Origin of the sequence: Rhizobium sp. AN5 (assembly GCF_900215255.1) — a bacterium.
GTDB lineage: Bacteria > Pseudomonadota > Alphaproteobacteria > Rhizobiales > Rhizobiaceae > Agrobacterium > Agrobacterium tumefaciens.
The window spans coordinates 2,160,570-2,182,780 of sequence record NZ_OCMJ01000004.1 but is presented as its reverse complement, the minus strand read 5'-3'; the positions used below and the strand labels follow the sequence as shown (position 1 = coordinate 2,182,780).

Sequence of the window (22,211 nt, the reverse complement as noted above, 5' to 3'; positions counted from 1 at the left end):
GGCGAAGCCGCATACGCAAAGGCGTAGAGGTATCAACCCTTCCGCTTCTCCATCAACACACTCGCCCGCTTCGCAAGGCTCTCACGGCCGGTCGAGGCGGTGGCCTTAGCAAGCAGCCCCGGGATCGGCGACTTGTCGCCTTCCTGTGCCGCCGTGAGCGCGATCATCTGGGCGGCGATGCGGGCGATTTCACGACGGATCGGTTCGTCGTTGCCGGTGCCGCGCACATTCAGCAGGCGTTCGGTGAGTGCCGTTCCCTGATTGCGGATATCCTCGATCTCCTGCTCCAGATTTTCCGGCGGCGGCGCTGCCGGCTCCATGGCGGTTGAGACCGGTGCAGTCTCTGCCGTGACCACGGGCGCGATTTCGGGCAGGGCGGGCGCCTTTTGCGGCTGGCTTGCGGTTTCCCCGTTCAGTACGGCGGGGTTGGGCAGACGGATGATCATGTCGTCAGCGCGGCCGCCGGTTGCGGCAAGCTGTTCCTTCAGGCGGGCAACCTCCTGATTGCGCAGGGTCAGCATGGTGTCGAGATCGGCATTTTTTGCCATGACATTGGCGATCTGTTCTTCCAGACGGGTGACCTTGCGGCTTTCGCGCGCAACCGCCGTCATGGCCTCCTTGTTGCGGGCAGCGACATCCTGCAATTCGCGGGTTGCCGTTTCGCCCTCCTTGCGGAAACGCGAGGCAGTCTGTTTTGCCTGCTCGGCCTCCAGATCGCGGGTGGCGGCGAGGATTTTCGAATCATCCAGCTCGCGGGTGAGATTGGTGAGGCGAGCGGTGATCTCGGACATCTGGCCGGCACGCGCATTTGCGGCCTGTTCCTGCTCTAGAAGGTTTGCCTGTATTGCGCCCGCGCGTTCCTCGCTGGCGTCGAGTGCGCCGCGCAATTCGCCGATTTCCAGCGTCAATTCCTCGATTTTCAGCAAAAGGCCGCGGTTCTGCTCGCCGAGGCGATAGGCATCGCTGGATGCTGCCTCGTTGGCGAGGCGGAGCGAGGTGTTTTTTTCCCGTTCAGTGTCCAGTTCCTGACGAACCTTGGCATTTTCGGCGGCGTAGAGCGCGCGTGCCATGTCCTTCTGGGCGCGAACTTCCTGGGGGCTGATGGGCATTGTCGCGCGCAGCCGGTTTTCCGTATAGGCAACGATGCGGCGATGGATCGCGGGCGCGATCAGCAAGGCCAGCAGGGTTGCGGTGAGAAAACCCAATCCGAAAAGAATGGCATATTCAATCACGCGAGACAGTCTCCGAAACTCAGATACGCGCGCATTCGGAAAGAGGAGCGCGAGAGCACGTTACGCTATTATTGCAACCGTTGGGAGGGGTATCGCCAAGGCAATTGCGCGGGGAGCCGCAAGAGTGCCTCCCCATCTCAGCGTCAGAAGGGGTTCCAGGTCGGTTCCTGGGTAAGCTTCAGGTAGCCGACATTGATGCCGAGGCGCGCGCCGATGCCGGTGCGAATGGGTGCCAGCGTGACATCGCTGCTTTTCAGATAGGTCATGCCGACGCCGGCGACGATGAAGGCGGAGCCGCTGACGCCGCCGTAACGGCGATAAAGCGAATCGACCGAAGGCAGGTTGTAGACCAGCATCATGGCGCGGGTGCCTTGACCGCCGTAATCGAGGCCGAGCGAGGGGCCTTGCCAGAAGACGGGATGCTGGCCGGCATTCTTGGTATAAAGCGTGCCTTCGCCATAGGTAAGGCCCGCGACGAAAGCGCCGGAGCCTTCCTGCCCCAGAATATAACCGTTCGGAAGACCGTATTGCTGGAAGGCGCGTTCCACCACCTTGGCGAGGCCGCCGGTGGTTTCACCGAAGAATCCGTGGCCTGCATCCACGACTTCCTGAAAAGAATATTGATCGCTGTTCTGGGCCGAGGCCGGTGCGGCCCACATCAAAAGGCTGGCAAGGAGCGCAAAAATCTTTCCCAGTCCGAGGCGTGCAATGGTGCGGGTTTTCGTAAGGCGCATCGTCATGTCCGTCCGTCTGTTCGTTGGTGCATCAGCCCGAAAATCCGAATCGATTTTCGGCAGGGCCCATGCGAAGATTCAAAGTTCCAGAGCATCCTTTATACGTCCGAACGGACGCAGGGCGCTCCAGGGTGGCCTGTTAAGGCATTTGGCATTTTGAAACCATCCTATTAACAATCGGTTTACCAAATATGGTGTCATTATGGCTTAACAATTTCCACACCGTCCGCGCCTCCCTTGCGCAGGAGAGAATTTTATGACGAGCAAACTCAATATCACGCTGTCCGGTCCCGATCTGGCAGCTCTTCTGTGCAGTCGTGTGTGCCATGACGTGATCTCTCCTGTCGGCGCCATCAATAACGGCCTCGAATTGCTGGACGAGGGCGGCACGGATGACGATGCGCTGGATCTCATCCGCACATCCGCTCTTAACGCATCCGTGCGGCTGAAGTTCGCCCGCCTTGCTTTCGGCGCGTCCGGCTCCGCCGGGGCTTCGATCGATACCGGCGAGGCTGAAAAAGCCGCCAAGGATTTCGCTGCCGCCGAAAAGAAGGCCGAAGTGAGCTGGAACGGCCCACGCGCCATCGTCGCGAAAAATCGTGTCAAACTTTTGCTCAACCTCTTTCTCGTGTCCTACAGCGCGATCCCGCGCGGTGGCAATGTGGATGTGGTGCTGGAAGACCCGGAGGGTGACGCGAAATTCGAAATCACCGTCAAGGGCAAGATGATGCGCATTCCGGCCAAATTCGCCGAGATCTACGAAGGCAGGCTGGAAGAGGCGGTCGACGCCCATTCCGTGCAGCCCTATTACACGCTGCTTCTGGCGGAGGAGGCCAATATGGCCGTGGAATACAAGGTGCATGAGGATCGCATCGTGTTTACCGCAAAGACGGTTGCCGCGTGATCGTTCAGTTGCAGAGGTAGTTTTGCGAAAGGGCCGGGTAGCGTTTTCTGACGCGCCGGCCTTTTTTTTGCTTTTGGGGAAGAGGTTCATGACACGTCTGACAACCGCGCGCCTCGTCCTGCGGCCGCACGCCATCACGGATGAAGCGCTTTATTGTGCGTTCTGGAGCGCGGATGTCCGGCCCATCGAAGGGGTCACATCGATTACGCCGCTGGACCCCGAAGTCGCCTTTGCCCGTCTGTTGCGCTTCATCGGCCATTGGTCGGTCTTCGGCTTCGGTCCCTTTGTCGTGGAGGAGACAAGCTCCGGGCGTATCGTCGGCGAGGTGGGCTTTGCCCATATGCGCCGTGGAAACGGCGCCGATTTCGATGGCGTGCCAGAGGCGATGTGGAAAATCGATGCTGATCTGAACGGCAAGGGCGTCGCGACCGAGGCGGTGGCGGCGGCAACAGGGTGGTTCGATCGCAGCGGAATTTCGCAGCGGACAGTCTGCATGATCGACCCGCTCAACACCCCCTCGCTCGTCATCGCCGCCCGTTTCGGCTTCCGCCTGTTTCGCGATTCGACATTCCGGGGCAATCCCATCCGGCTTTTCGAGCGGGTGGTGGGGGTTTAGTCCTGCGCATTCCAGCCGTGCCGTCTCGATCGCGTTTCAGGGCGACCTGAAACCTGTTCGAGGTCTCGGACGGTGGCGGTTTGAACCAAGGGTTGATCCAAGATCAATTTTTGGAGCTTCACATGCGCTATTTTCTTGTGGTCGCCATCGCCATCCTCTCCACCGCTGCGCCCGTGATAGCGGAGAACGCCATTGGTTTCAGACAGCTGGAATTGCCCGATGATTCGGGCACGCGAATGCTGAACCTGTCATTGTGGTATCCGTCCGCGCCATCGGGAAAAACTGAGACGGTGGGCGAAAACGCGGCCTTTTATGGTCTCGAGGTTCAACCTGATGCGTCGTTTCTGGCCGGTTCCCGTCCTCTGGTGTTGCTGTCACACGGGTTTGGCGGAAGCTGGCGCAATCTGAACTGGATCGCCGGTGAGCTTGTTCAGCAGGGTTATATCGTGGGAGCGCCGGATCACGCGGGCGAATCATTTACTGAAGAGAATGCGATGGAGATCGTGCCGTTATGGGAACGCCCGCGCGACATCAGCAGAACGTTGACGGCGTTGCTCGATAACGATCAACTCGCTGGCAAAATCGACAGGGCACGCATCGCGGTCATCGGCCATTCTCTCGGAGGCTGGACCGCTATGGAGCTGACTGGCGCCCGCTACAGCGCCGATCTCGCGCTAAAAGACTGCAATGCGGAGAAGGTTCTGCCGCAATGCAAGGCGCCACGGTTGCTGGCCAAGGTCGGAATCGTTAACGGCGGCAAGGCCGATCTACGCCTTTCGATGGATTTGCGCGATTCTCGCATCCGCGCGGTGATTGCGCTGGACGCTGGCCCGGCCGCCGGTTTCCTGCCGGAAACGCTGAAACGTGTCGATGTACCGGTTCTGGTTCTGGCCGCCGGTGTGGAAACGCCCGAGATTGCCGCCATCAAGGCCGATTCGGAATATATCGCCCGCAATCTGCCAAAGGCGACCACGGTTTATCGGGAAATACCGGATGCCAGCCATTTCAGCTTCATGCAGATATGCAAGCCAAACGGCGAAAAAATCGTCGAGGAGCTTTCACCGGGGGAAGGTTTCGTCTGCCGTGACGGCGGGGGCAGGGACCGCCTGGCTATCCACCGGCAGATCGCGGAGGCGATTGTCGGCTTCCTGAACGTGGAAATGCATTAAGACAGGTGTTCGGGACGTCTCGATGAACCGTTGTGCGACGTCCCGATCCTTCAGGCCGCTTTTTGCGGATGATACCGATAGGCAAGGTCTTCAGGATCAGACCGTGGTGCCGATGGGTCAATAACACCGCCGAGGCGCTGTGCAACTGCTGCTGATTTGCTGTTGCGCGGCGAGACATAGCTGACCAGCGTCTGCAATTTCAGGGTCTCGAATGCCCAGTCGCGCAGTGCAGAGGCCGCTTCCGCAGCATAACCGTGCCCTTCCTGGCCGCCATAAAGCAGCCAGCCCAGTTCCTTTTCGGGAAACAGCGGGCCGTGATTGATGCCGACTTGGCCGATACATTGCCCGGTTTCGCCAAGTTCGATCATCAGCGCCCCGTGGCCGAAAAAATGCCAGTTGGCGAGATCGTGACAAAAAACGCCCCATGTCGACGGCAGGTCGTATGGTCCGCCGACGCCGATGGAGCGGGTTGACGCCATAAAGTCGCGATAGGCGGGGAAATCCGCCATGATCTGCGGGCGCAAAATCAGGCGTTCCGTCCTGAGGGTGGGGATAGAATGGTCCATGGCACTATCCAATCATGAAATCGCAACAAAAAACCCGCTGTCGCCAGCGGGTCTTTTAAAAACTGCCATATCCTGAAGGGGATCAGGCGGTTTCGAGAAATTCCGTGGCTCCATCAGGCTCGCGCAGGACATAACCGCGGCCCCAGACGGTCTCGATGTAGTTTGCGCCGCCTGCGGCATTTGCGAGCTTCTTGCGCAGCTTGCAGATGAAGACGTCGATGATCTTCAGTTCCGGTTCGTCCATGCCGCCATAAAGGTGGTTCAGGAACATTTCCTTGGTCAGCGTCGTGCCCTTGCGCAGCGAAAGCAGCTCAAGCATCTGATATTCCTTGCCGGTCAGGTGAACGCGCTGGCCGCCCACTTCAACCGTCTTGGCATCGAGATTGACGATCAGCTCGCCGGTGGAGATGACCGATTGCGCATGGCCCTTGGAACGGCGGACGATTGCGTGAATACGGGCAACAAGCTCGTCCTTGTGGAACGGCTTCGTCATGTAGTCGTCTGCGCCGAAGCCGAGACCACGAACCTTGTCCTCGATGCCGGCCATGCCGGAGAGGATGAGGATGGGTGTCTTGACCTTGGAAAGGCGCAAGGTTCTCAAGACCTCGTAACCCGACATGTCGGGCAGGTTGAGATCGAGAAGAATAATGTCGTAATCGTAGAGCTTACCGAGGTCCACGCCTTCCTCGCCGAGGTCGGTCGTGTAGACGTTAAAACTTTCCGACTTGAGCATCAGTTCGATGCTCTGCGCTGTTGCGCTGTCGTCTTCAATAAGTAGAACCCGCATAATTATCCCCTTTGCCGCCCGCAGATTGGTAAATCATTGCCTCGCGCGATGCGGATCCAGACGTTGCCTGATTTGCAGGCTGCCACCAAATGGTTAACAAATTCTAATTGCCTTTGGCAAGGTGTATCGAATTTATTAAGCAAAGTTGGCATTTCGCTGTTTTTGCACGTGAATCCACCATCGCCAAAATTGAAGCTTAACGTGAGGATATCTCGCTAAGTGATTCAATCGACTCTTACATCGTCGGGCCCGTTTTTTTGGACCTGGCATTTACCGACCCTTAAATGATCGTGTTTATCATTAACGATGCCCGTAAACGAAAGGTTAACGGCGGCGTTTTTTTATTAACGCCGGGTAACTTTTGGGAATCATTCCGGCACAACGGGTTAACCGGGCCGGTTGAGCGGGCGGGTTAAACGGGCCGATCGAGGGGGCATAGTGCCTTTTTGATCCGGGTCTCGCTATCCATGGAGTATTGCGTATGAAGTCGCGTGACAGCCTGGTTCGCCTGAAAGAATTTCAGGTTAATGAAAAACGCCGGCAACTTAGCCAGTTGCAGCAGATGATGTCCGAGTTTGAGCGGATGGCAAAGGAACTGGTGCATCAGATATCGCTGGAAGAGAGCAAGTCCGGCATTACCGATCCGACCCACTTCGCATATCCGACCTTCGCCAAGGCCGCGCGTCAGCGTGCGGACAATCTTCAGGTCTCGATCCGGGAGCTGAAGACCCAGCAGGAAGCCGCAGAGGCTTCTCTGGAAGAGGTGCAGGCCGAATATGAAAAGGCGGCGGCACTGGAAAACCGCGACGGAGCGATCCGCGCCCGCGCCTAGGTATCGGCGAAGATCATATAAGGATCGTCCTCATTGACGGCTGCCGGTGGATCAGGAGGCGGCTTTCAATGACGGGATGCCCATGCTTTTTTCTGAAAGGCCGCCCCTCGTTGGCGGCCTTTTGCTTTGGCGCGCCGCTGCGCCCTGCTGGCAGGTTTCTTGCGGGGGCAGGGATGCAGGGAATCCCTGCGTTTTCGATTGTCCGGGGCTGGGGAAAGGCGTAATTTAGTGAGGTTCCGACCAAGAGCCGGAGGCTTGTCCCACGCGCGCCCTGCGCGGACGCGGGTGGGCCAAAAGCGGGGAGGAAACAAATGGCCCGCCAATATATCGATTGCCGCGAATTCCCGAGCGACAGCAAATGCTCGATCGCCATCTCAGCCGATTCTCAGGAAGAGCTTCTGGAGGCGGCCGTGCAGCACGCCGTTGCGGTGCACGGCGCGAAGGATACGCCCGAATTCCGCGAGGAAGTGCGCCGGAGCATGCATGCCGGGACGCCGCCGCTGAAGGTGGCGTGACGTTCTAGCTTAAATGACAGGTCAGCTTGCCTGGCCGTCGTCGCGATTGTCAGTCTTCGGCTTCGACGGCCATGCGGATCGAAGTAACTTCCAGAAATCACGCAGCATCAGCGCGAGATTGCCGACATTCAGCAATCTTACGGCATCATCCAAATCTGGCCTCTTGCGTTCTTCGGTCATTGTCCGCTCCGGATAGCGATGCGGTTACAAATCGCCTCCAACGCGTAAAAATTAACACGAGATGGTGCCGCTGCCTATCGATCTTGGAACGCCTGGGTTAAAACTTTATCGACCTGCAACGCATTTTCTATCTTTTGCCCTTACCCCTTACCCCTTACCCCTGGATAACATCCGCCCAGTCGGCATGGCGTAGGGTCTGGGCCTTGAAGAAGGGGCAGAGCGGAATGATTTTCCAGCCGCCCTTGCGCGCTTCATCGATGGCATGGGCGGCGAGCGCTTGGCCGACACCCTTGCCCCGCAGTGCATCGGGCACGCCGGTATGGTCGATGATGATGAGGGAAGGGGAGGTGCGGGAATAGGTCATCTCCGCCTTATGGCCGTCGACGGTTGCTGAATATTCGCCGCGCGATCCGTTTTCGGTTGTCTTGATATCCATGATCTCTGCCTTCGCATTGCTTTTCGTTTTTTCCACTGTAACGGCCTGCGCCTGAATTGAAACAGCGGGATAGCGAACGCAGTGGACACAAACCGGTGACAGTCACCGGCTGTGTCTGGCAATTTTCAGGGGAAATCCGAAATCAAACCGAAAGCCCCGTCGATACGACGGGGCGTTTTGGAAGTTCGGTTTGGGCGCGTTGCCGCGCCGGCGCACTGGTTTAGTGGCGATATTGCTGAATGCGCGTGGTGCGCAGGCCTGCAAGGCCATGATCGGCAATCGACGACTGCCAGGACAGGAATTCTTCGACGGTGAGCGTATAACGCTCGCAGGCTTCCTCAAGGCTCAGCAGTCCTCCGCGCACGGCGGCGACGACCTCTGCCTTTCTGCGAATAACCCATCGACGGGTATTTGACGGCGGAAGATCCGCAATCGTCAGAGGGCTGCCATCGGGGCCGATGACATATTTAACTCGTGGGCGTATCATTTCGGTCATTGGACACTCTATACAAACTCAAGACCATATGACGGGAACTTTAGCCCCGTACCTTTAAAAATTGCCTAAGCAGTTCGTGACAATTTATTAAGAATTTGAACGGTTTCGCCCGATCTGTTCGAGTCGCCTTATTTTGTCGGGAAAAAATTTTTCCAAAAATCGTGTTTTTTATCGTCCATCGGTTGTTTTCCTCACAGGGCCGCAAGCGAAAGGCACGTTTTCCCGCTGCCGTGGGCGAATTCCACGGTTCCCTCATGCAACAGTCGCAGGCGATCGCCAGCATTGAGAGGCAGGATAAAGGTCGTCGACTGCGAGGTGCCGGCATTGGAGGCGTTGCCCGCCACAGTGAGGCCGCCAGCCGCACCGTTGACGGTAAGCGAAACCCGGTGCCCGGATGAGGACATCACGGCAAGCGACAGGGTGGCCAGATAGAGACCTTTCACGGGAACGACGAGTTCCCTTCCGCCGCCTGTGCCGACCGCGTCGCCGAGAACGAAACCACCCTCGTCGATGAAGAGCATGGAAAACCCCGAAGCCGAGCCGTTGGGCGGCCTCGTCGTGCCCGAAGGCAGGCTGGCCAGAACCACGGGCCGGTTCGGCATCGTGACCCTGCCGTCGCCGCTGCACAAAAGGGCCGTGTGCCAGGAAATGCCGTCGGCGCTGGTCTTGATCGAAAAACCGTCATTGCCTGCAAGGCCCATTTCTGCCCGGCCGCTCCAGCCGGACTGGAACAGCAGCGAGGCGGTATCGGCCTTTGTCGCCTTGTTGATCGCCATGCGGTGGTTGCCGTTCTCTTCTGTGTGGGTAAAGAGGCTGGCGGGGGCGGCAAGCGCCAGACGGTTGGTGGCATCGGCCTGTGTACCAATGCCAAGCCTTTCGAGGGTAGCTGCGGCAGGCAGCGGCAAGTCCCGCCATGCGCTGTCCCGCAGGACGCGATGTTTACCCTCGCTGGCAAACCATGCCGTCCAGCCGGGCTGCGGTGCTATCAGCAGCCACGCACCGTCCTGTCGGAAGGCGAGCTTCCCGCCCTTGCCCGCCCAGTCGCCAGCGGCGTCAAGCGAGAGCAGGAAGCAGTCTCCCTCCGGCGCATTGTCGGGCGGGGCGGCGACCACGTCCTTGACGACCAGCTGGACGATCGCGTCCAGCCGCTGCATCGCCTCATTGTGGGTGACGTGTTTCTGAGCCTGCGAGGGCAGGATATAAGGAAGCCGAAGTCTCGCCGTCTGTTCAGTCATGATGTCTCTTCCGCGCTCGGTGGCTGTTCGCCGGCGATTGTGATGCGGCGCGGCGGGGCGGGGATGAGCGGGGATGAAATTATTTTGCGGCTTCGGTGGGGGTGTGTTCCGTGGTTGCGGAGAAGGGTGGCTGTGGGCGAGCGGGAGAGAGCAGCCTTTGCTTCGGTGTTTGCGGCTTCACCCCCTCTGCCCTGCCGGCATCTCCCCCACAAGGAGGGAGATCAGCTAGATGTGCTACCCCCCGCTTCGTTCTCAAACGTCGAGATTGGCGGGACCTCGCCACGAGTCGATCTCCACCCTTGTGGGGGAGATGCCCGGCAGGGCAGAGGGGGTACGCCGCATACACCGAAGCGAATGGCTTATCACCCAAGGAGGCATAGAAGTTTCGCCGCCGTCCTATCGCGCGATATCCGCCGCAAGCGCCATCGCACCCTCGGCAATGAAATCCGGGTTGGCGAGTGCATCTTCACCATCGCCTCTCACCTCATAGGCAAGCAGCCGGCCCTCGCAATCCAGCGTTCTGCCACCGGCGGCGCGCAGTACGGCGTCGCCTGCCGCCGTATCCCACATCATGGTGCGGCTGAAGCGGGGATAGATATCGGCAGCACCTTCCGCCAGCATGCAGAATTTCAGTGAGGAACCGACGGAGATGCAATCTTTCAGGCCGTGTTCGGCCACGAAGGCTTCTGTTTTCGCGGTACAGTGCGAGCGGCTGATCAGCGCCACGGGGGAGGCGCCGCGCTGGCGTGCCCGGATGGGGTGGCGCGCGAGGATCGCGCCTTCGCCTGATATTGCGAGCTTTTCGGCGCTGTTGTCCTTGCCGGTCCAGGCCTGGCCGCGGCAGGGGGCGTAAACGACGCCTGCAACCGGCACGCCGTTTCTGATCAGGGCGATATTGACGGTGAAATCATCCTTGCCGGAAATGAATTCCTTGGTCCCATCCAGCGGATCGACCAGAAAAAATTCCGCGCCTGTCTCCGGCAGAATGCCGTTCGAGACCGCTTCTTCGGCAATGACCGGGATTTCGGGAAAATGCGCAGCCAGTGCCTGCAGAATGATCACCTCCGCCCGCTGGTCTGCCTCGGTCACGGGTGAGCAATCGTCCTTGTACGATACGTGTGGCCCGGCGCGATGGACCGCCATGATTGCCTGCCCGGCGTCCAGCGCCGCTTTCGTCAATATGTCGATCATCTTGTTGCCGTTGCCATTTCGTGCCGGGGATCCTTTGCCCCTCTATTTCGCTACTCTTTTGCCCGCCACCCGTCAAACAATGCGTCAGGCAACACTGAAATAAGCATTCGGACGCCATTTTTTTAGCACTTACTGCCGAAATCCTGGCTATTCTGATCGGGAAAACGGCAGCGAATGTGGAAATTCCAAATTTTGTGCAGGATCGCCCGTTTTTGACTTCACATTTTTAGCGAACACGATATGCATTTTGCAGGTGGGGGCTAATCGAAAAGGTTCCCCCTATAATTAACATAAACGAGGCGTGGCTCATTAGAGGTCATGCCCAGGGGAAAGACATGGAGTATTTTATCCAGCAGCTCATCAACGGGCTGACTCTTGGATCGATCTACGGCCTCATCGCAATTGGCTATACGATGGTCTACGGCATCATCGGCATGATCAACTTCGCCCATGGCGATATTTTCATGCTTGGCGGTTTCGCCGCGCTGATCGTTTTTCTGATCGCAACATCGTTTTTTGCCGGTATTCCGGTGGCGCTTCTTCTGATTTTGATGATGGTCGTCGCCATGCTGATGACCGGCCTGTGGAACTGGGTGATCGAGCGCGTGGCCTACCGTCCGCTCAGAGGCTCGTTCCGCCTTGCGCCGCTGATCACCGCCATCGGCATGTCGATCGCGCTGTCCAACTTCATCCAGGTGACACAGGGTCCGCGTAACAAGCCGATCCCGTCCATGGTGACGGAAAGCTACCATTTCGGCTCCATCACCGTCTCGCTGAAGCAGTTCATCATCATGGCGGTGACGTCGGTGCTGCTGTTCGCCTTCTGGTACATCGTCAACAAGACCCCGCTCGGCCGGGCGCAGCGCGCCACCGAACAGGACCGCAAGATGGCGGCCCTTCTGGGGGTGGATGTCGACAAGACGATCTCGATCACCTTCATCATGGGTGCCGCACTCGCGGCGGTCGCCGGTACGATGTATCTGATGTATTACGGTGTCGCATCCTTCAACGATGGCTTCATTCCGGGCGTCAAGGCGTTTACCGCGGCGGTTCTCGGCGGTATCGGTTCGCTTCCTGGCGCCGTTCTCGGCGGTCTCCTGATCGGCCTCATTGAATCTCTCTGGTCTGCCTATTTCTCCATTGCCTACAAGGACGTCGCGGCATTTGGCATCCTGGCTTTCGTGCTGATCTTCAAGCCGACCGGTATTCTCGGTCGTCCGGAAGTCGAGAAGGTGTGATCCCATGACCAATATCGCTTCCGAAAACGACACTTCCAGCCCGAGCCTGATGGCAACGGCGGTGAAGGAAGGCATCTTTGCGGGCATCGTCTCGCTCGGCATGTTCATTCTTTACGTCGGTATCGTTACCTATCAGGATATCAACAACCAGCTTATCTGGGGCACCCGCTGGGGGCTTCTGTCGATCTTCGTCGGCGTCGCCGCCATCGGCCGTTTCCTGATGGTCGGCTTCATCCGGCCGTCGATGGATCGCCGCAAGCTTGCCAAGGCCAAAAGCGGCATTCTGGAAATCTCCGAGGAAAAAGGCTTTTTCCACAAGCACTTCCTGAAGCTCGCGCTGGTCCTGCTGCTGCTTTATCCCGTCATCGCCGTGCAGCTGTTCGGTTTTCAGGGTTCCCTGAAATTCGTCGACAATTTCGGCATCCAGATCCTGATCTATGTGATGCTGGCCTGGGGCCTCAACATCGTCGTCGGCCTCGCGGGCCTGCTCGATCTCGGTTATGTGGCCTTCTATGCGGTCGGCGCCTATTCTTACGCGCTGCTGTCAAGCCATCTCGGCCTGTCCTTCTGGGTGCTTCTGCCGGTGGCCGGCATTCTTGCGGGCTTCTGGGGTATCATCCTCGGCTTCCCGGTGCTCAGACTTCGCGGCGACTATCTTGCCATCGTCACGCTCGCCTTCGGTGAAATCATCCGCCTCGTGCTGTTGAACTGGACGGATGTGACCAAGGGCACCTTCGGCATTTCCGGCATCGCCAAGGCGTCTGTCTTCGGCATCTGGTCCTTCGATGTCGGCGCGCCGAACAACTTCGCCAAGGCCTTCGGCCTGACGATGTCGTCGGCCTATTACAAGATCTTCCTGTTCTACGTGATCCTGCTTCTGTGCATGCTGACGGCTTACGTCACCATCAAGCTGCGCCGCATGCCGATCGGCCGTGCGTGGGAAGCGCTGCGTGAAGACGAAATCGCCTGCCGCTCGCTCGGCATCGATACCGTCATCACCAAGCTTACCGCTTTTGCGACAGGCGCGATGTTTGGCGGTTTCGCCGGCTCGTTCTTCGCCGCGCGTCAGGGTTTCGTATCGCCGGAAAGCTTCGTCTTCCTGGAATCGGCCGTCATCCTCGCCATCGTCGTTCTCGGCGGCATGGGTTCGCTCACGGGCATCGCCATTGCCGCCCTCGTCATGGTCGGCGGCACGGAGCTGCTGCGCGAAATGGAATTCCTGAAGCATGTCTTCGGGCCTGATTTCACGCCGGAACTCTACCGCATGCTGCTGTTCGGTCTCGCCATGGTCATCGTCATGCTGTTCAAGCCGCGCGGCTTTGTCGGCTCACGAGAACCGACGGCCTTCCTCAGGGAACGCAAGGCCGTCTCGGGCAGCTTTACCAAGGAAGGTCACGGTTGATGGCTTCCGGAACGACAAACATGACACCCAATCTAACTGGCGATACGATCCTCAAGGTCGAACATCTCTCGATGCGGTTTGGCGGCCTGATGGCCATCAACGACTTCTCCTTCGAGGCGAAGCGCGGCGAGATCACGGCGCTGATCGGTCCGAACGGTGCTGGAAAGACCACGGTTTTCAACTGCATCACCGGCTTCTACAAGCCGACGATGGGCATGATCACCATGCGTCAGCAAACCGGCGAGGCGCATCTTCTGGAGCGCCTGCCGGATTTCGAGATCACCAAGAAGGCGAAGGTGGCGCGCACCTTCCAGAACATCCGCCTGTTTTCGGGTCTGACGGTTCTGGAAAACCTGCTGGTGGCGCAGCACAATGCGCTGATGAAGGCATCGGGCTACACCATTCTCGGTCTTCTCGGCCTGCCCGCCTACAAGAGGGCGGTCAACAGTTCGATCGAGAAGGCCAAATACTGGCTGGACAAGGCCGATCTGACCGACCGCGCCGACGACCCGGCCGGCGATCTGCCCTATGGCGCGCAGCGTCGTCTGGAAATCGCCCGCGCCATGTGCACAGGGCCGGAACTTCTCTGCCTCGATGAACCGGCGGCCGGTCTCAACCCGAAGGAATCGCTGGCGCTCAATGCGCTGCTGCGCGGTATCCGCGATGAAGGCACGTCGCTGCTTCTTATCGAGCACGACATGTCGGTGGTGATGCAGATCTCCGATCACGTCGTGGTTCTCGAATACGGCCAGAAGATTTCCGACGGTTCGCCGGACCATGTGAAGAACGACCCGAAGGTCATCGCCGCCTATCTGGGTGTCGAGGATGATGAAGTGGAAGACGTGATTGCGGAAGAACTCGACGGAGGAGTGGCCTGATGTCCGGTGAACCGCTTCTCAAAGTACAGGGTGTCGAAACCTATTACGGTAACATCCGGGCGTTGGCCGGTGTCGATGTCGAGGTCAACAAGGGCGAGATCGTCAGCCTTATCGGCGCCAACGGCGCTGGCAAATCGACACTGATGATGACCATCTGCGGCAGCCCGCAGGCGCGCACGGGCCAGGTGACGTTCGACGGCGAAGACATTACCCGCCTGCCGACGCACCTCATCGCCCGCAAGCGTATTGCCCAGTCACCCGAGGGCCGCCGGATTTTCCCGCGCATGACGGTGCTGGAAAACCTGCAGATGGGCGCCAATCTCGACAACCTCAAATATTTCAAAGAGGACGTCGAGAAGATTTTCGTCATGTTCCCGCGGCTGAAAGAACGTCAGAGCCAGCGTGGCGGCACGCTTTCCGGCGGCGAGCAGCAGATGCTCTCCATCGGCCGCGCGCTGATGGCACGGCCGAAACTGCTGCTTCTTGACGAACCGTCGCTGGGCCTTGCCCCGCTGATCGTCAAGGGCATCTTCGAGGCCATCAAGAAGCTCAACCAGGAAGAGGGCCTGACCGTCTTCCTCGTGGAGCAGAACGCCTTTGCGGCGCTGAAACTTTCCGACCGTGCCTATGTGATGGTCAACGGCAAGGTGACGATGAGCGGTTCGGGCAGGGAATTGCTGGCTGATCCGCAGGTACGCGCGGCCTATCTCGAAGGCGGCCGGCACTGAAAGATTTTACTTGCGCCGGAAATTTTGCGGCGCAAGATAACGAACCGCCGCCGGCCGTTTTCGAAGGGGAAATGGCCGGTGGCAAACAATAAAATGCCTGCCGGAAAAACGGCGGGACGACAAACAAGGCAGGGCCGGACATTTGCATCCCGGCGCTGATGGGGAAAGAAGATGCAGGGCCTTTTATTCGAGACCGATAGCGGCGTGCGTTATATTCTGCGCGCACTGGTTGTTCTTCTTGGTTTCTGGACGGCGTGGCGCACGGGCAGATCCGTCGCCGATGGCTGGGGCGATTTCCCGCGTGTGGTGATCTACACGCTGGCTTTGGGGCTCGTGATGCGGTTTCTGCATTTCGCGCTTTTCAACGGGCCGTTCATCAACGGCTTCTACTACGTGTTTGACGTCGTTCTTCTTCTGGCTTTTTCCAGCATCGGTTTCCGCATGCGCAGGACGAGCCAGATGGTCAATAACTACTATTGGCTCTACGATCGGACGTCGGCATTTTCATATAAAAAGAAAGATTGACAGCCGGATTCCTCCGGCTGCACGATACTCGCGTGAGTGGAACGTTTCCTGTTCGGTTAAGGTGGGTACTGAACAGGTCCTGGTAGTCAACCCATCCAAAGGAACTGGGAGTATAGTAATGAAGAAGTCTCTTCTTTCCGCCGTTGCGCTGACCGCCATGGTCGCCTTCAGCGGTTCGGCCTGGGCCGATATCGTGATCGCTGTCGGCGGCCCGCTGACAGGCCCGAACGCCGCATTTGGCGCTCAGCTTCAGAAGGGTGCTGAACAGGCTGCGAAGGATATCAATGCTGCAGGCGGCATCAACGGCGAGCAGATCAAGATCGTTCTCGGCGATGACGTTTCCGACCCGAAGCAGGGTATCTCGGTTGCCAACAAATTCGTTGCTGATGGCGTGAAGTTCGTCGTCGGTCACTTCAACTCCGGCGTCTCCATTCCGGCTTCCGAAGTTTATGCCGAAAACGGCATTCTCGAAGTAACGCCTGCTGCGACCAACCCTGTTTTCACCGAGCGTGGCCTGTGGAACACCTTCCGCACCTGCGGTCGTGACGACCAGCAGGGTGGCATTGCCGGCAAGTATCTGGCCGACCACTACAAGGACGCCAAGATCGCCATCATTCACGACAAGACCCCCTATGGTCAGGGCCTTGCCGACGAAACCAAGAAGGCAGCCAATGCGGCCGGCCTGACGGAAGCAATGTATGAAGGCGTCAATGTCGGCGACAAGGACTTCTCCGCACTGATCTCCAAGATGAAGGAAGCCGGCGTTTCCGTTATCTACTGGGGTGGCCTGCACACCGAAGCCGGTCTGATCATCCGCCAGTCGGCTGACCAGGGTCTGAAAGCGAAGCTCATCTCGGGCGACGGTATCGTCTCGAACGAACTTGCTTCCATCGCCGGCGACGCTGTCGAAGGTACGCTGAACACCTTCGGTCCCGATCCGACGCTGCGTCCTGAAAACAAGGAACTGGTAGAGAAGTTCAAGGCCGCCGGCTTCAACCCGGAAGCCTACACGCTCTACTCCTACGCCGCCCTGCAGGCGATTGCCGGTGCTGCCAAGGCTGCCGGTTCCGTTGAGCCGGAAAAGGTTGCTGAAGCGCTGAAGAAGGGCACCTTCCCGACCGCACTTGGCGATATCTCCTTCGACGAGAAGGGCGACCCGAAGCTTCCCGGTTACGTCATGTACGAGTGGAAGAAGGGCCCGGACGGCAAGTTCACCTACATCCAGCAGGGGACGTAAGTCTTACTGGACTGCAATACGGAGGCCCGGTCGCAAGACCGGGCTTTCTGCTTTTTGGTGCGGGGCATTCCCGGCGCCATCATGCGGGCCTGGAGCCGGAACTCAGCCAGCCTAAGTCCTTGGGTTGAAGGACTCTCCCAGCCGCACGTCAGCCGGATTCCATCTCAAAGGCGGAATGACGGTGATGGGAAAGGCTCGAAGCCATGATCGCACATTCAGCCAGCTTCAACCGCCAGCCTCTCCAGGACGATATCGGCACGTTCCGTGACGGGGGCTTTCGGCAGCACAATCGTCTCATAATCCAATCGGGCATAGTCGTGCAGCAGGCGGTGATACTCCTCCACTGCCGCCTCAAAACCGTGCTTGCGCTCGCTGTCGCCCCGGTAGATTTCCGGCCAGGGCGGGGTGAGGAAGACCAGCGGGTTATAGCGGTGCGTGCGCCGCAGCGTTTCGATGAAACCATCGCCGCTTATATGGTGAAGTGCTGAGGCGGCGTCGATCAGGCCGCGGTCGAAGAAGACGAGGCCTTCCGCTGGCGCCTTTTGCCGGTCCTCCAGCGCCACGGCGATCGCCCGGCGGGCGAAGGCCTCGAGGTCGATCCAGGGGAGGGCGGTGCCGTTATTTCTCGTTTCCTCGATAACGATCCGCCGCCCCGGTTCCTCGACGGTTGCGAAACCGCGGTGAGCAAGCTCGGCAAGCAGGGTTGATTTGCCGCCGCCGGAGCAGCCGGAAAGAATAATGAAATGGTCCATGGGAACCTCCCTGCGGGGTCTGGGTTGGATGGAAGGTGATGTTTTTTGGGGGGCTTGGATTGCGGCGTTGCCGCTTGTTTCTTTTCTCCGAGGGGAGAAGAAATATGCTGCACTCGCTCGGCGAATAAGTTGATGCTCTACGCTTAGGCGGAAAATATATGTTTTCCGAACCGTATCACATCAGATGCAGCCGTCACCCCTGATGCAAAATATGCGCGGCCTTGACGGCGGCGGAGGCGCGGTTTTCGACGCCGAGTTTGACGTAGATCTGTTCCAGATGTTTGTTCACGGTTCTGGCGGAAAGGCCGAGAATATCGCCGATATCGCGGTTGGATTTGCCTTTGGCAATCCAGAGCAGAACTTCCGATTCCCGCGTCGTCAGGGCAAAGTGGTCCTTCAGCAGGTGGTCGTCGGATTTCTCGTTGGCGGCTGTCAGACGGAAGAGATATTCGTCCGGTCCCATTGCGCCGAGGAAGGAGAGCTGCAAAGCGGGCCGCCCGGCCTCGGTGATCGTCAGCGGTGCATCGCGGGCGGAATCCACCGTTGTCCTGTCGGCCAGCCAGCCGGAAATATGGGCAACGACGATCTCCAGCCCATCATCGCGGCCGGTGGCGGCGTTGACCAGCCGGGTTGCCTGTGGTGTGGACCAGTGGATCGCGCCGTTGGCGCGCACGGCAAGCAGGTGGCGTCCGGCGGCATCAAGCGCCACGCGGGCGCTCTGCGCCGAGCGGGCATTGGAGAGATGCACACGGATGCGGGCGCGCAGCTCGTCGATGTTGATCGGCTTGGTCAGATAGTCGACACCGCCGGATTCGAGCGCCCGCACCACATGTTCGGTCTCCGTCAGCCCGGTCATGAAGATGACAGGCACTTGGGCCACGGCGGCGTTGGCCTTCAGGCGGCGGCAGGTTTCGAAACCGTCCATGGCCGGCATGACGGCATCGAGCAGGATGATATCGGGCGTGATGCGTTCTGCAATGTTGAGCGCGGCCTGACCGGATGTGGCGATCAGCGCCGAAAAGCCTGACTGTTCCAGCGCATCGGTGAGGAACCCCAGCGCTTCCGGGCTGTCATCCACCAGCAATACAATGTCTCTCGGCAGTGCTGCGCCTTGCCCGCTCATGCCTTGCCGTCTCCCCTGTCGCTCTCTTCAAACCGCTTTAGAAAATGGGCGTAACCGGCCAGATCGAAAGCCTGCACATAGGTGCCAAGCTCTTGCGTGAAGGGCAGGTTGTCCGTGTTGCGGGCGAGATCTGCGAGTTTTGCCTCTATGCCGCGTATGTAGCCTATTTCGCCGAGCCTCTGCAAATCCTTGATATGAATTGCGCCGGGATGAACGATCTGCGCCGGCGGCTGGGGGATGGGTGCCGGGGGAAGGTCGGTATCGTAAATCCATTTCAGGCCGAGATGCACCGCAAGCCTGTCGCACAGGTGGCGGATGTCGACCGGCTTGGCGATGGCGTCGTTGTGATTGTCTTCTCCGGCACCCGCTACAGTGCCGTCACCGATATTGGCCGAGAGCATGATGAGCGGAGCCGTCTGCCCTGCTTCACGCAACTTCGTCACAAGCTGCCAGCCGGACATTCCGGGCATGGAGATATCGATGAGAAAGAGGTCGGGCTGCACGCCTTCGATGAGTGTCAGGCATTCCGGTCCGCTCTGGGCGGTCAGAACCACGAAATCGAGCGGCGAAAGCACCTGCCGCATCAGCTCGCGGTGATCCTCGTTATCATCAACCACCACGATGGTGCGGCGTGGGCCGGAATAGGAGCGAATGGTTTTTTCCGGCGCAGGTGCGGTACTTGGCCGGTGCACGGCCGACAGCATGAGACGGACGCGGAAGGTGGAGCCGTTGTCCTTTTCGCTGGAGACGGAAATCTCGCCGCCCAGCGTGTTGGTCAGAAGCCTCGTGATGGTGAGGCCGAGGCCAAGGCCCGGCATGGGGCGCACGCTTTCGGCCTCGCCGCGCTGGAAAGGCTCGTAGATGCGGGCAAGATCTTTTTCGGCAATGCCGCGCCCGGTATCCGACACCGTGAAGCTCGCCACCTGGCTGCGATAGGCGACATCGAAGGTGACGCTGCCCTCGTCGGTGAACTTGATGGCGTTGGAGAGCAGGTTGACGAGGATCTGGCGCAGACGCTTTTCATCCGTGCGGACATATTGCGGCAGGGAATGGGCGCGTTCATGCCGGAATTCCAGACCCTTGGCCTGCGCCTGCGGGCGAAACATATCGACGATCTGGTCGAGGAAATCCTGAATATTGATCTCGTTGGAATAGACCTGCAGGCGGCCAGCCTCGATCTTGGAAATATCCAGAAGCCCGTCGATCAGGCCGGAGAGATGGTCGGCGGAACGGCGAATGACCTTGATGGCCGATTGCCGCGGCGCGGGAATGGTCTCATCGCGTTCGAGGATTTGGGCGTAGCCCAAAACAGCGTTGAGCGGCGTGCGCAATTCGTGGCTGAGGCCGACCACGTAGCGGCTCTTGGCGCGGTTGGCGGCCTCAGCCGTTTCCTTGGCGTCCTGAAGGGCGGCGTCAGTCTTCTTGTGGGCTGCGATTTCCTTCAACAGCAGCGTGTTCTGGCGTGAGGATTCCTCTTCCGCGACCACCCGGCTGTCATGGGCAAGAACCAGAAACCAGCAGACGATGCCGGCAATGACGGCAAAGACGAAAAATACGATGAGGATGGTGCGGTTGACCACGTCAGCCGTTGCCGGCGAGGCGGTGCCGACCTGATGGGCGATGAGCGCCAATATGCCGCCAATGGCGGTGACGGCGATGGCCGCCGCCATGCCATAACGTCCGAGCCTTGTGGCGAGTTTTGCAACCAGTTGGTGGGGCAGGAAAGATTTTGCGACCGTCGCGACCTGATAGTTGAGCTTGGCCTTCGGCTTGCACATGTCATGGCAGCGGCTGTCCAGCGAGCAGCAGAGCGAACAGATCGGCGCCGCATAGGCCGGACACCATGCCATGTCTTCCGGCTCGAACGGGTGTTCGCAGATGGAGCAGGTGATGGCGCTCAGCTCGCGCCATTTCTGGCGCGGCTTGCGGGCCAGATAGAATTTGCCCTTCGTGCCCCAGGCGATCAGCGGCGAGGCGATGAAGGCGACGATGAGGGTGAGATAGGGCGCTAGCGAGGCAGCGAGTGCGCCGAAGGTGCCGAAATGCGCCATCAGCGCAATGGTGGCCGAAAGCGCCATGGAGCCAACGCCGACGGGGTTGATATCGTAGAGATGGGCGCGCTTGAACTCGATGCCCGGTGGGGCAAGGCCGAGCGGCTTGTTGATGAACAGATCGGCCGAGATGGTGCAGAGCCAGGCCATGGCGACGATGGAAAAAATGCCGAGCGTTTCTTCCAGCAGGCGATAGATGCCGAGTTCCATCAACAGCAGCGCGATCACCACGTTGAAGACCAGCCAGACCACGCGGCCGGGATGGCTGTGGGTGAGGCGGGAGAAGAAGTTGGACCAGGCGAGCGAGCCCGCATAGGCGTTCATGACGTTGATTTTCAGCTGCGAGACCACCACGAAGGCGACCATCAGCAGCATGGCCGCCGTATGGTTGGGGATCATGTAGCCGAAGGCGGTCAGGTACATCTGGGCCGGATCGGCGGCGCGGTCCACCGAGACGCCGGAACTGAAGGTCAAGACCACGAGGAAGGAACCGGCCAGCAGCTTCGGCACGCCCACGACGACCCAGCCAGCACCGGCCAGAAAGACCGCGATGCGATGGCGCAGACGGCTCTGGCCCTCGGCGGGCAGGAAGCGCAGGAAATCCACCTGTTCGCCGATCTGCGACATCAGCGCGAGGATGACGGCAGACGCCGCGCCGAATTCCACCAGATTGAAATGGGCCACGGTGCCCGGCGGACCGGAGGCGTGATGAATACCGGAAAAGGCCCGCCACAGATCGTATTTTTCCCAGTCCATCAAAGCGATGAAGATGAAGGGCAATACGTTCAGCACGATCCAGAAGGGCTGGGTGATGATCTGGAAACGGCTGATGAGGCGCACGCCATGGGTGACGAGCGGAATGACCATGACGGCGGAGATGATGTAGCCGATCCACAGCGGAATGCCGAGCGCCAGCTCCAGCGCGCCGGACATGATCGACGCCTCGATGGCGAAGAGCATGAAGGTGAAGGCGGCGTAGATCAGCGAGGTGATGGTGGAGCCGATGTAACCGAAGCTCGCGCCGCGTGTCAGGAGATCGATATCGACGCCGTGACGGATGGCGTAACGGCTGATCGGCAGGCCGACGGCAAGCATGGCAATGGCCGCGACGATGATGGCATAAAAGGCGTTGGTGGTGCCGTATGACAGCGTGATCGCGCCGCCGATGGCTTCGAGCGCCAGAAAGGAAATCGCGCCGATGGCGGTGTGGGAGATGCGGTTGGACGAAAATTGCCGGGCGCTTTTGGCGGTGAAGCGCAGCGCATAATCTTCCAGCGTCTGGTTGGCGACCCAGCGGTTATATTCGCGCCTGACGGGGATGATGCGTTGCCGTGCGGCCATGCCTAGGATCCAGCCCCTTCCCGCAAAAGGTGTTTTGCCATTC

The 22,211-nt window shown here is 59.3% G+C and carries 23 protein-coding genes; 11 read left to right on the top strand and 12 right to left on the bottom strand.

Going from position 1 to position 22,211, the window contains the following annotated elements:
• Window positions 1-32 precede the first annotated feature (32 nt).
• Window positions 33-1,232 carry a hypothetical protein gene (locus tag CRP02_RS23420; RefSeq protein WP_097172427.1) on the bottom strand — a complete coding sequence of 400 codons (1,200 nt, stop codon included), beginning with the start codon at window positions 1,230-1,232 and terminating at the stop codon, window positions 33-35.
• 143 nt (window positions 1,233-1,375) lie between these two features.
• Window positions 1,376-1,972, bottom strand: coding sequence for a DUF1134 domain-containing protein (locus CRP02_RS23415; RefSeq protein WP_003513975.1), 597 nt, complete (start codon window positions 1,970-1,972; stop codon window positions 1,376-1,378).
• Window positions 1,973-2,222: 250 nt separating this feature from the next.
• On the opposite strand from CRP02_RS23415, the gene chpT reads away from it, so the two are divergent.
• From chpT to CRP02_RS23400, 3 genes are all read left to right on the top strand, one after another.
• Window positions 2,223-2,870: a histidine phosphotransferase ChpT gene (gene chpT, locus CRP02_RS23410; protein ID WP_097172426.1), complete on the top strand. Its 648-nt coding sequence runs from the start codon at window positions 2,223-2,225 to the stop codon at window positions 2,868-2,870.
• A gap of 88 nt (window positions 2,871-2,958) precedes the next feature.
• Window positions 2,959-3,486, top strand: coding sequence for a GNAT family N-acetyltransferase (locus tag CRP02_RS23405; RefSeq protein ID WP_097172425.1), 528 nt, complete (start codon window positions 2,959-2,961; stop codon window positions 3,484-3,486).
• 122 nt (window positions 3,487-3,608) lie between these two features.
• The gene (locus CRP02_RS23400) at window positions 3,609-4,655 is read left to right on the top strand and encodes an alpha/beta hydrolase family protein (protein WP_179784111.1); all 1,047 of its coding nucleotides are present in this window, start codon (window positions 3,609-3,611) and stop codon (window positions 4,653-4,655) included.
• Window positions 4,656-4,705: 50 nt separating this feature from the next.
• On the opposite strand, the gene CRP02_RS23395 is transcribed toward CRP02_RS23400, so the two are convergent.
• Together CRP02_RS23395 and ctrA are read right to left on the bottom strand one after the other, a co-directional pair.
• Entirely contained in the window at window positions 4,706-5,221 is a 516-nt protein-coding gene (locus tag CRP02_RS23395) for a GNAT family N-acetyltransferase (RefSeq protein ID WP_097172424.1), read from the bottom strand.
• Between the two features lie 82 nt (window positions 5,222-5,303).
• Window positions 5,304-6,008 carry a response regulator transcription factor CtrA gene (gene ctrA / locus CRP02_RS23390; RefSeq protein WP_003491823.1) on the bottom strand — a complete coding sequence of 235 codons (705 nt, stop codon included), beginning with the start codon at window positions 6,006-6,008 and terminating at the stop codon, window positions 5,304-5,306.
• Window positions 6,009-6,489: 481 nt separating this feature from the next.
• Here ctrA and CRP02_RS23385 point away from each other — a divergent pair, with 481 nt between their 5' ends.
• On the top strand, window positions 6,490-6,840 hold the full coding sequence (locus tag CRP02_RS23385; RefSeq protein WP_013636730.1) for a flagellar export protein FliJ: 351 nt from the start codon (window positions 6,490-6,492) through the stop codon (window positions 6,838-6,840).
• Window positions 6,841-7,151: 311 nt separating this feature from the next.
• Window positions 7,152-7,355, top strand: a complete 204-nt coding sequence (locus CRP02_RS23380) for a DUF1059 domain-containing protein (protein WP_097172423.1) — start codon at window positions 7,152-7,154, stop codon at window positions 7,353-7,355.
• Window positions 7,356-7,376: 21 nt separating this feature from the next.
• Here CRP02_RS23380 and CRP02_RS27665 read toward each other — a convergent pair whose 3' ends face one another.
• From CRP02_RS27665 to cysQ, 5 genes are all read right to left on the bottom strand, one after another.
• On the bottom strand, window positions 7,377-7,535 hold the full coding sequence (locus CRP02_RS27665; protein ID WP_179784110.1) for a hypothetical protein: 159 nt from the start codon (window positions 7,533-7,535) through the stop codon (window positions 7,377-7,379).
• Window positions 7,536-7,689: 154 nt separating this feature from the next.
• Complete coding sequence (locus tag CRP02_RS23375; RefSeq protein WP_097172901.1) at window positions 7,690-7,971, bottom strand: GNAT family N-acetyltransferase; 282 nt, start codon at window positions 7,969-7,971, stop codon at window positions 7,690-7,692.
• Between the two features lie 220 nt (window positions 7,972-8,191).
• Window positions 8,192-8,467 (bottom strand): DUF1153 domain-containing protein, encoded by a 276-nt coding sequence (locus CRP02_RS23370; RefSeq protein WP_003513963.1) that lies wholly within the window; start codon window positions 8,465-8,467, stop codon window positions 8,192-8,194.
• Between the two features lie 191 nt (window positions 8,468-8,658).
• Complete coding sequence (locus tag CRP02_RS23365; RefSeq protein ID WP_097172422.1) at window positions 8,659-9,702, bottom strand: DUF2793 domain-containing protein; 1,044 nt, start codon at window positions 9,700-9,702, stop codon at window positions 8,659-8,661.
• Window positions 9,703-10,098: 396 nt separating this feature from the next.
• Window positions 10,099-10,893 (bottom strand): 3'(2'),5'-bisphosphate nucleotidase CysQ, encoded by a 795-nt coding sequence (gene cysQ, locus CRP02_RS23355; RefSeq protein WP_097172420.1) that lies wholly within the window; start codon window positions 10,891-10,893, stop codon window positions 10,099-10,101.
• Between the two features lie 335 nt (window positions 10,894-11,228).
• Here cysQ and CRP02_RS23350 point away from each other — a divergent pair, with 335 nt between their 5' ends.
• From CRP02_RS23350 to CRP02_RS23325, 6 genes are all read left to right on the top strand, one after another.
• Window positions 11,229-12,131 (top strand): branched-chain amino acid ABC transporter permease, encoded by a 903-nt coding sequence (locus tag CRP02_RS23350; RefSeq protein WP_013636726.1) that lies wholly within the window; start codon window positions 11,229-11,231, stop codon window positions 12,129-12,131.
• Between the two features lie 49 nt (window positions 12,132-12,180).
• Entirely contained in the window at window positions 12,181-13,533 is a 1,353-nt protein-coding gene (livM, locus tag CRP02_RS23345) for a high-affinity branched-chain amino acid ABC transporter permease LivM (protein ID WP_410171782.1), read from the top strand.
• Window positions 13,533-14,411: an ABC transporter ATP-binding protein gene (locus tag CRP02_RS23340; protein ID WP_097100801.1), complete on the top strand. Its 879-nt coding sequence runs from the start codon at window positions 13,533-13,535 to the stop codon at window positions 14,409-14,411. The genes livM and CRP02_RS23340 overlap by 1 nt, the downstream gene beginning before the upstream one ends.
• Window positions 14,411-15,139 carry an ABC transporter ATP-binding protein gene (locus tag CRP02_RS23335; protein WP_003513939.1) on the top strand — a complete coding sequence of 243 codons (729 nt, stop codon included), beginning with the start codon at window positions 14,411-14,413 and terminating at the stop codon, window positions 15,137-15,139. The genes CRP02_RS23340 and CRP02_RS23335 overlap by 1 nt, the downstream gene beginning before the upstream one ends.
• A gap of 171 nt (window positions 15,140-15,310) precedes the next feature.
• On the top strand, window positions 15,311-15,664 hold the full coding sequence (locus CRP02_RS23330; RefSeq protein WP_003513938.1) for a DUF6867 family protein: 354 nt from the start codon (window positions 15,311-15,313) through the stop codon (window positions 15,662-15,664).
• 118 nt (window positions 15,665-15,782) lie between these two features.
• Entirely contained in the window at window positions 15,783-16,901 is a 1,119-nt protein-coding gene (locus CRP02_RS23325) for a branched-chain amino acid ABC transporter substrate-binding protein (RefSeq protein WP_003513936.1), read from the top strand.
• Between the two features lie 215 nt (window positions 16,902-17,116).
• On the opposite strand, the gene CRP02_RS23320 is transcribed toward CRP02_RS23325, so the two are convergent.
• From CRP02_RS23320 to CRP02_RS23310, 3 genes are all read right to left on the bottom strand, one after another.
• Window positions 17,117-17,653 (bottom strand): AAA family ATPase, encoded by a 537-nt coding sequence (locus CRP02_RS23320; protein ID WP_097172419.1) that lies wholly within the window; start codon window positions 17,651-17,653, stop codon window positions 17,117-17,119.
• Between the two features lie 193 nt (window positions 17,654-17,846).
• Complete coding sequence (locus CRP02_RS23315; RefSeq protein ID WP_013636721.1) at window positions 17,847-18,776, bottom strand: response regulator; 930 nt, start codon at window positions 18,774-18,776, stop codon at window positions 17,847-17,849.
• Complete coding sequence (locus tag CRP02_RS23310) at window positions 18,773-22,168, bottom strand: ATP-binding protein (protein ID WP_097100799.1); 3,396 nt, start codon at window positions 22,166-22,168, stop codon at window positions 18,773-18,775. Before CRP02_RS23310 ends, CRP02_RS23315 begins: the two co-directional genes overlap by 4 nt.
• Window positions 22,169-22,211: the final 43 nt, after the last annotated feature.

Bases quoted from the DNA above. Each gene is read 5' to 3' on its own strand.
- CRP02_RS23350 (WP_013636726.1), top strand. From the start codon at position 11,229: ATGGAGTATTTTATCCAGCAGCTCATCAACGGGCTGACTCTTGGATCG.
- CRP02_RS23320 (WP_097172419.1), bottom strand. From the start codon at position 17,653: ATGGACCATTTCATTATTCTTTCCGGCTGCTCCGGCGGCGGCAAATCA.
- CRP02_RS23340 (WP_097100801.1), top strand. From the start codon at position 13,533: ATGGCTTCCGGAACGACAAACATGACACCCAATCTAACTGGCGATACG.
- cysQ (WP_097172420.1), bottom strand. From the start codon at position 10,893: ATGATCGACATATTGACGAAAGCGGCGCTGGACGCCGGGCAGGCAATC.
- CRP02_RS23380 (WP_097172423.1), top strand. From the start codon at position 7,152: ATGGCCCGCCAATATATCGATTGCCGCGAATTCCCGAGCGACAGCAAA.
- CRP02_RS27665 (WP_179784110.1), bottom strand. From the start codon at position 7,535: ATGACCGAAGAACGCAAGAGGCCAGATTTGGATGATGCCGTAAGATTG.
- CRP02_RS23310 (WP_097100799.1), bottom strand. From the start codon at position 22,168: ATGGCCGCACGGCAACGCATCATCCCCGTCAGGCGCGAATATAACCGC.
- CRP02_RS23395 (WP_097172424.1), bottom strand. From the start codon at position 5,221: ATGGACCATTCTATCCCCACCCTCAGGACGGAACGCCTGATTTTGCGC.
- CRP02_RS23335 (WP_003513939.1), top strand. From the start codon at position 14,411: ATGTCCGGTGAACCGCTTCTCAAAGTACAGGGTGTCGAAACCTATTAC.
- CRP02_RS23415 (WP_003513975.1), bottom strand. From the start codon at position 1,972: ATGACGATGCGCCTTACGAAAACCCGCACCATTGCACGCCTCGGACTG.
- ctrA (WP_003491823.1), bottom strand. From the start codon at position 6,008: ATGCGGGTTCTACTTATTGAAGACGACAGCGCAACAGCGCAGAGCATC.
- CRP02_RS23375 (WP_097172901.1), bottom strand. From the start codon at position 7,971: ATGGATATCAAGACAACCGAAAACGGATCGCGCGGCGAATATTCAGCA.
- livM (WP_410171782.1), top strand. From the start codon at position 12,181: ATGGCAACGGCGGTGAAGGAAGGCATCTTTGCGGGCATCGTCTCGCTC.
- CRP02_RS23365 (WP_097172422.1), bottom strand. From the start codon at position 9,702: ATGACTGAACAGACGGCGAGACTTCGGCTTCCTTATATCCTGCCCTCG.
- CRP02_RS23330 (WP_003513938.1), top strand. From the start codon at position 15,311: ATGCAGGGCCTTTTATTCGAGACCGATAGCGGCGTGCGTTATATTCTG.
- CRP02_RS23325 (WP_003513936.1), top strand. From the start codon at position 15,783: ATGAAGAAGTCTCTTCTTTCCGCCGTTGCGCTGACCGCCATGGTCGCC.
- CRP02_RS23370 (WP_003513963.1), bottom strand. From the start codon at position 8,467: ATGACCGAAATGATACGCCCACGAGTTAAATATGTCATCGGCCCCGAT.
- chpT (WP_097172426.1), top strand. From the start codon at position 2,223: ATGACGAGCAAACTCAATATCACGCTGTCCGGTCCCGATCTGGCAGCT.
- CRP02_RS23400 (WP_179784111.1), top strand. From the start codon at position 3,609: ATGCGCTATTTTCTTGTGGTCGCCATCGCCATCCTCTCCACCGCTGCG.
- CRP02_RS23405 (WP_097172425.1), top strand. From the start codon at position 2,959: ATGACACGTCTGACAACCGCGCGCCTCGTCCTGCGGCCGCACGCCATC.
- CRP02_RS23315 (WP_013636721.1), bottom strand. From the start codon at position 18,776: ATGAGCGGGCAAGGCGCAGCACTGCCGAGAGACATTGTATTGCTGGTG.
- CRP02_RS23385 (WP_013636730.1), top strand. From the start codon at position 6,490: ATGAAGTCGCGTGACAGCCTGGTTCGCCTGAAAGAATTTCAGGTTAAT.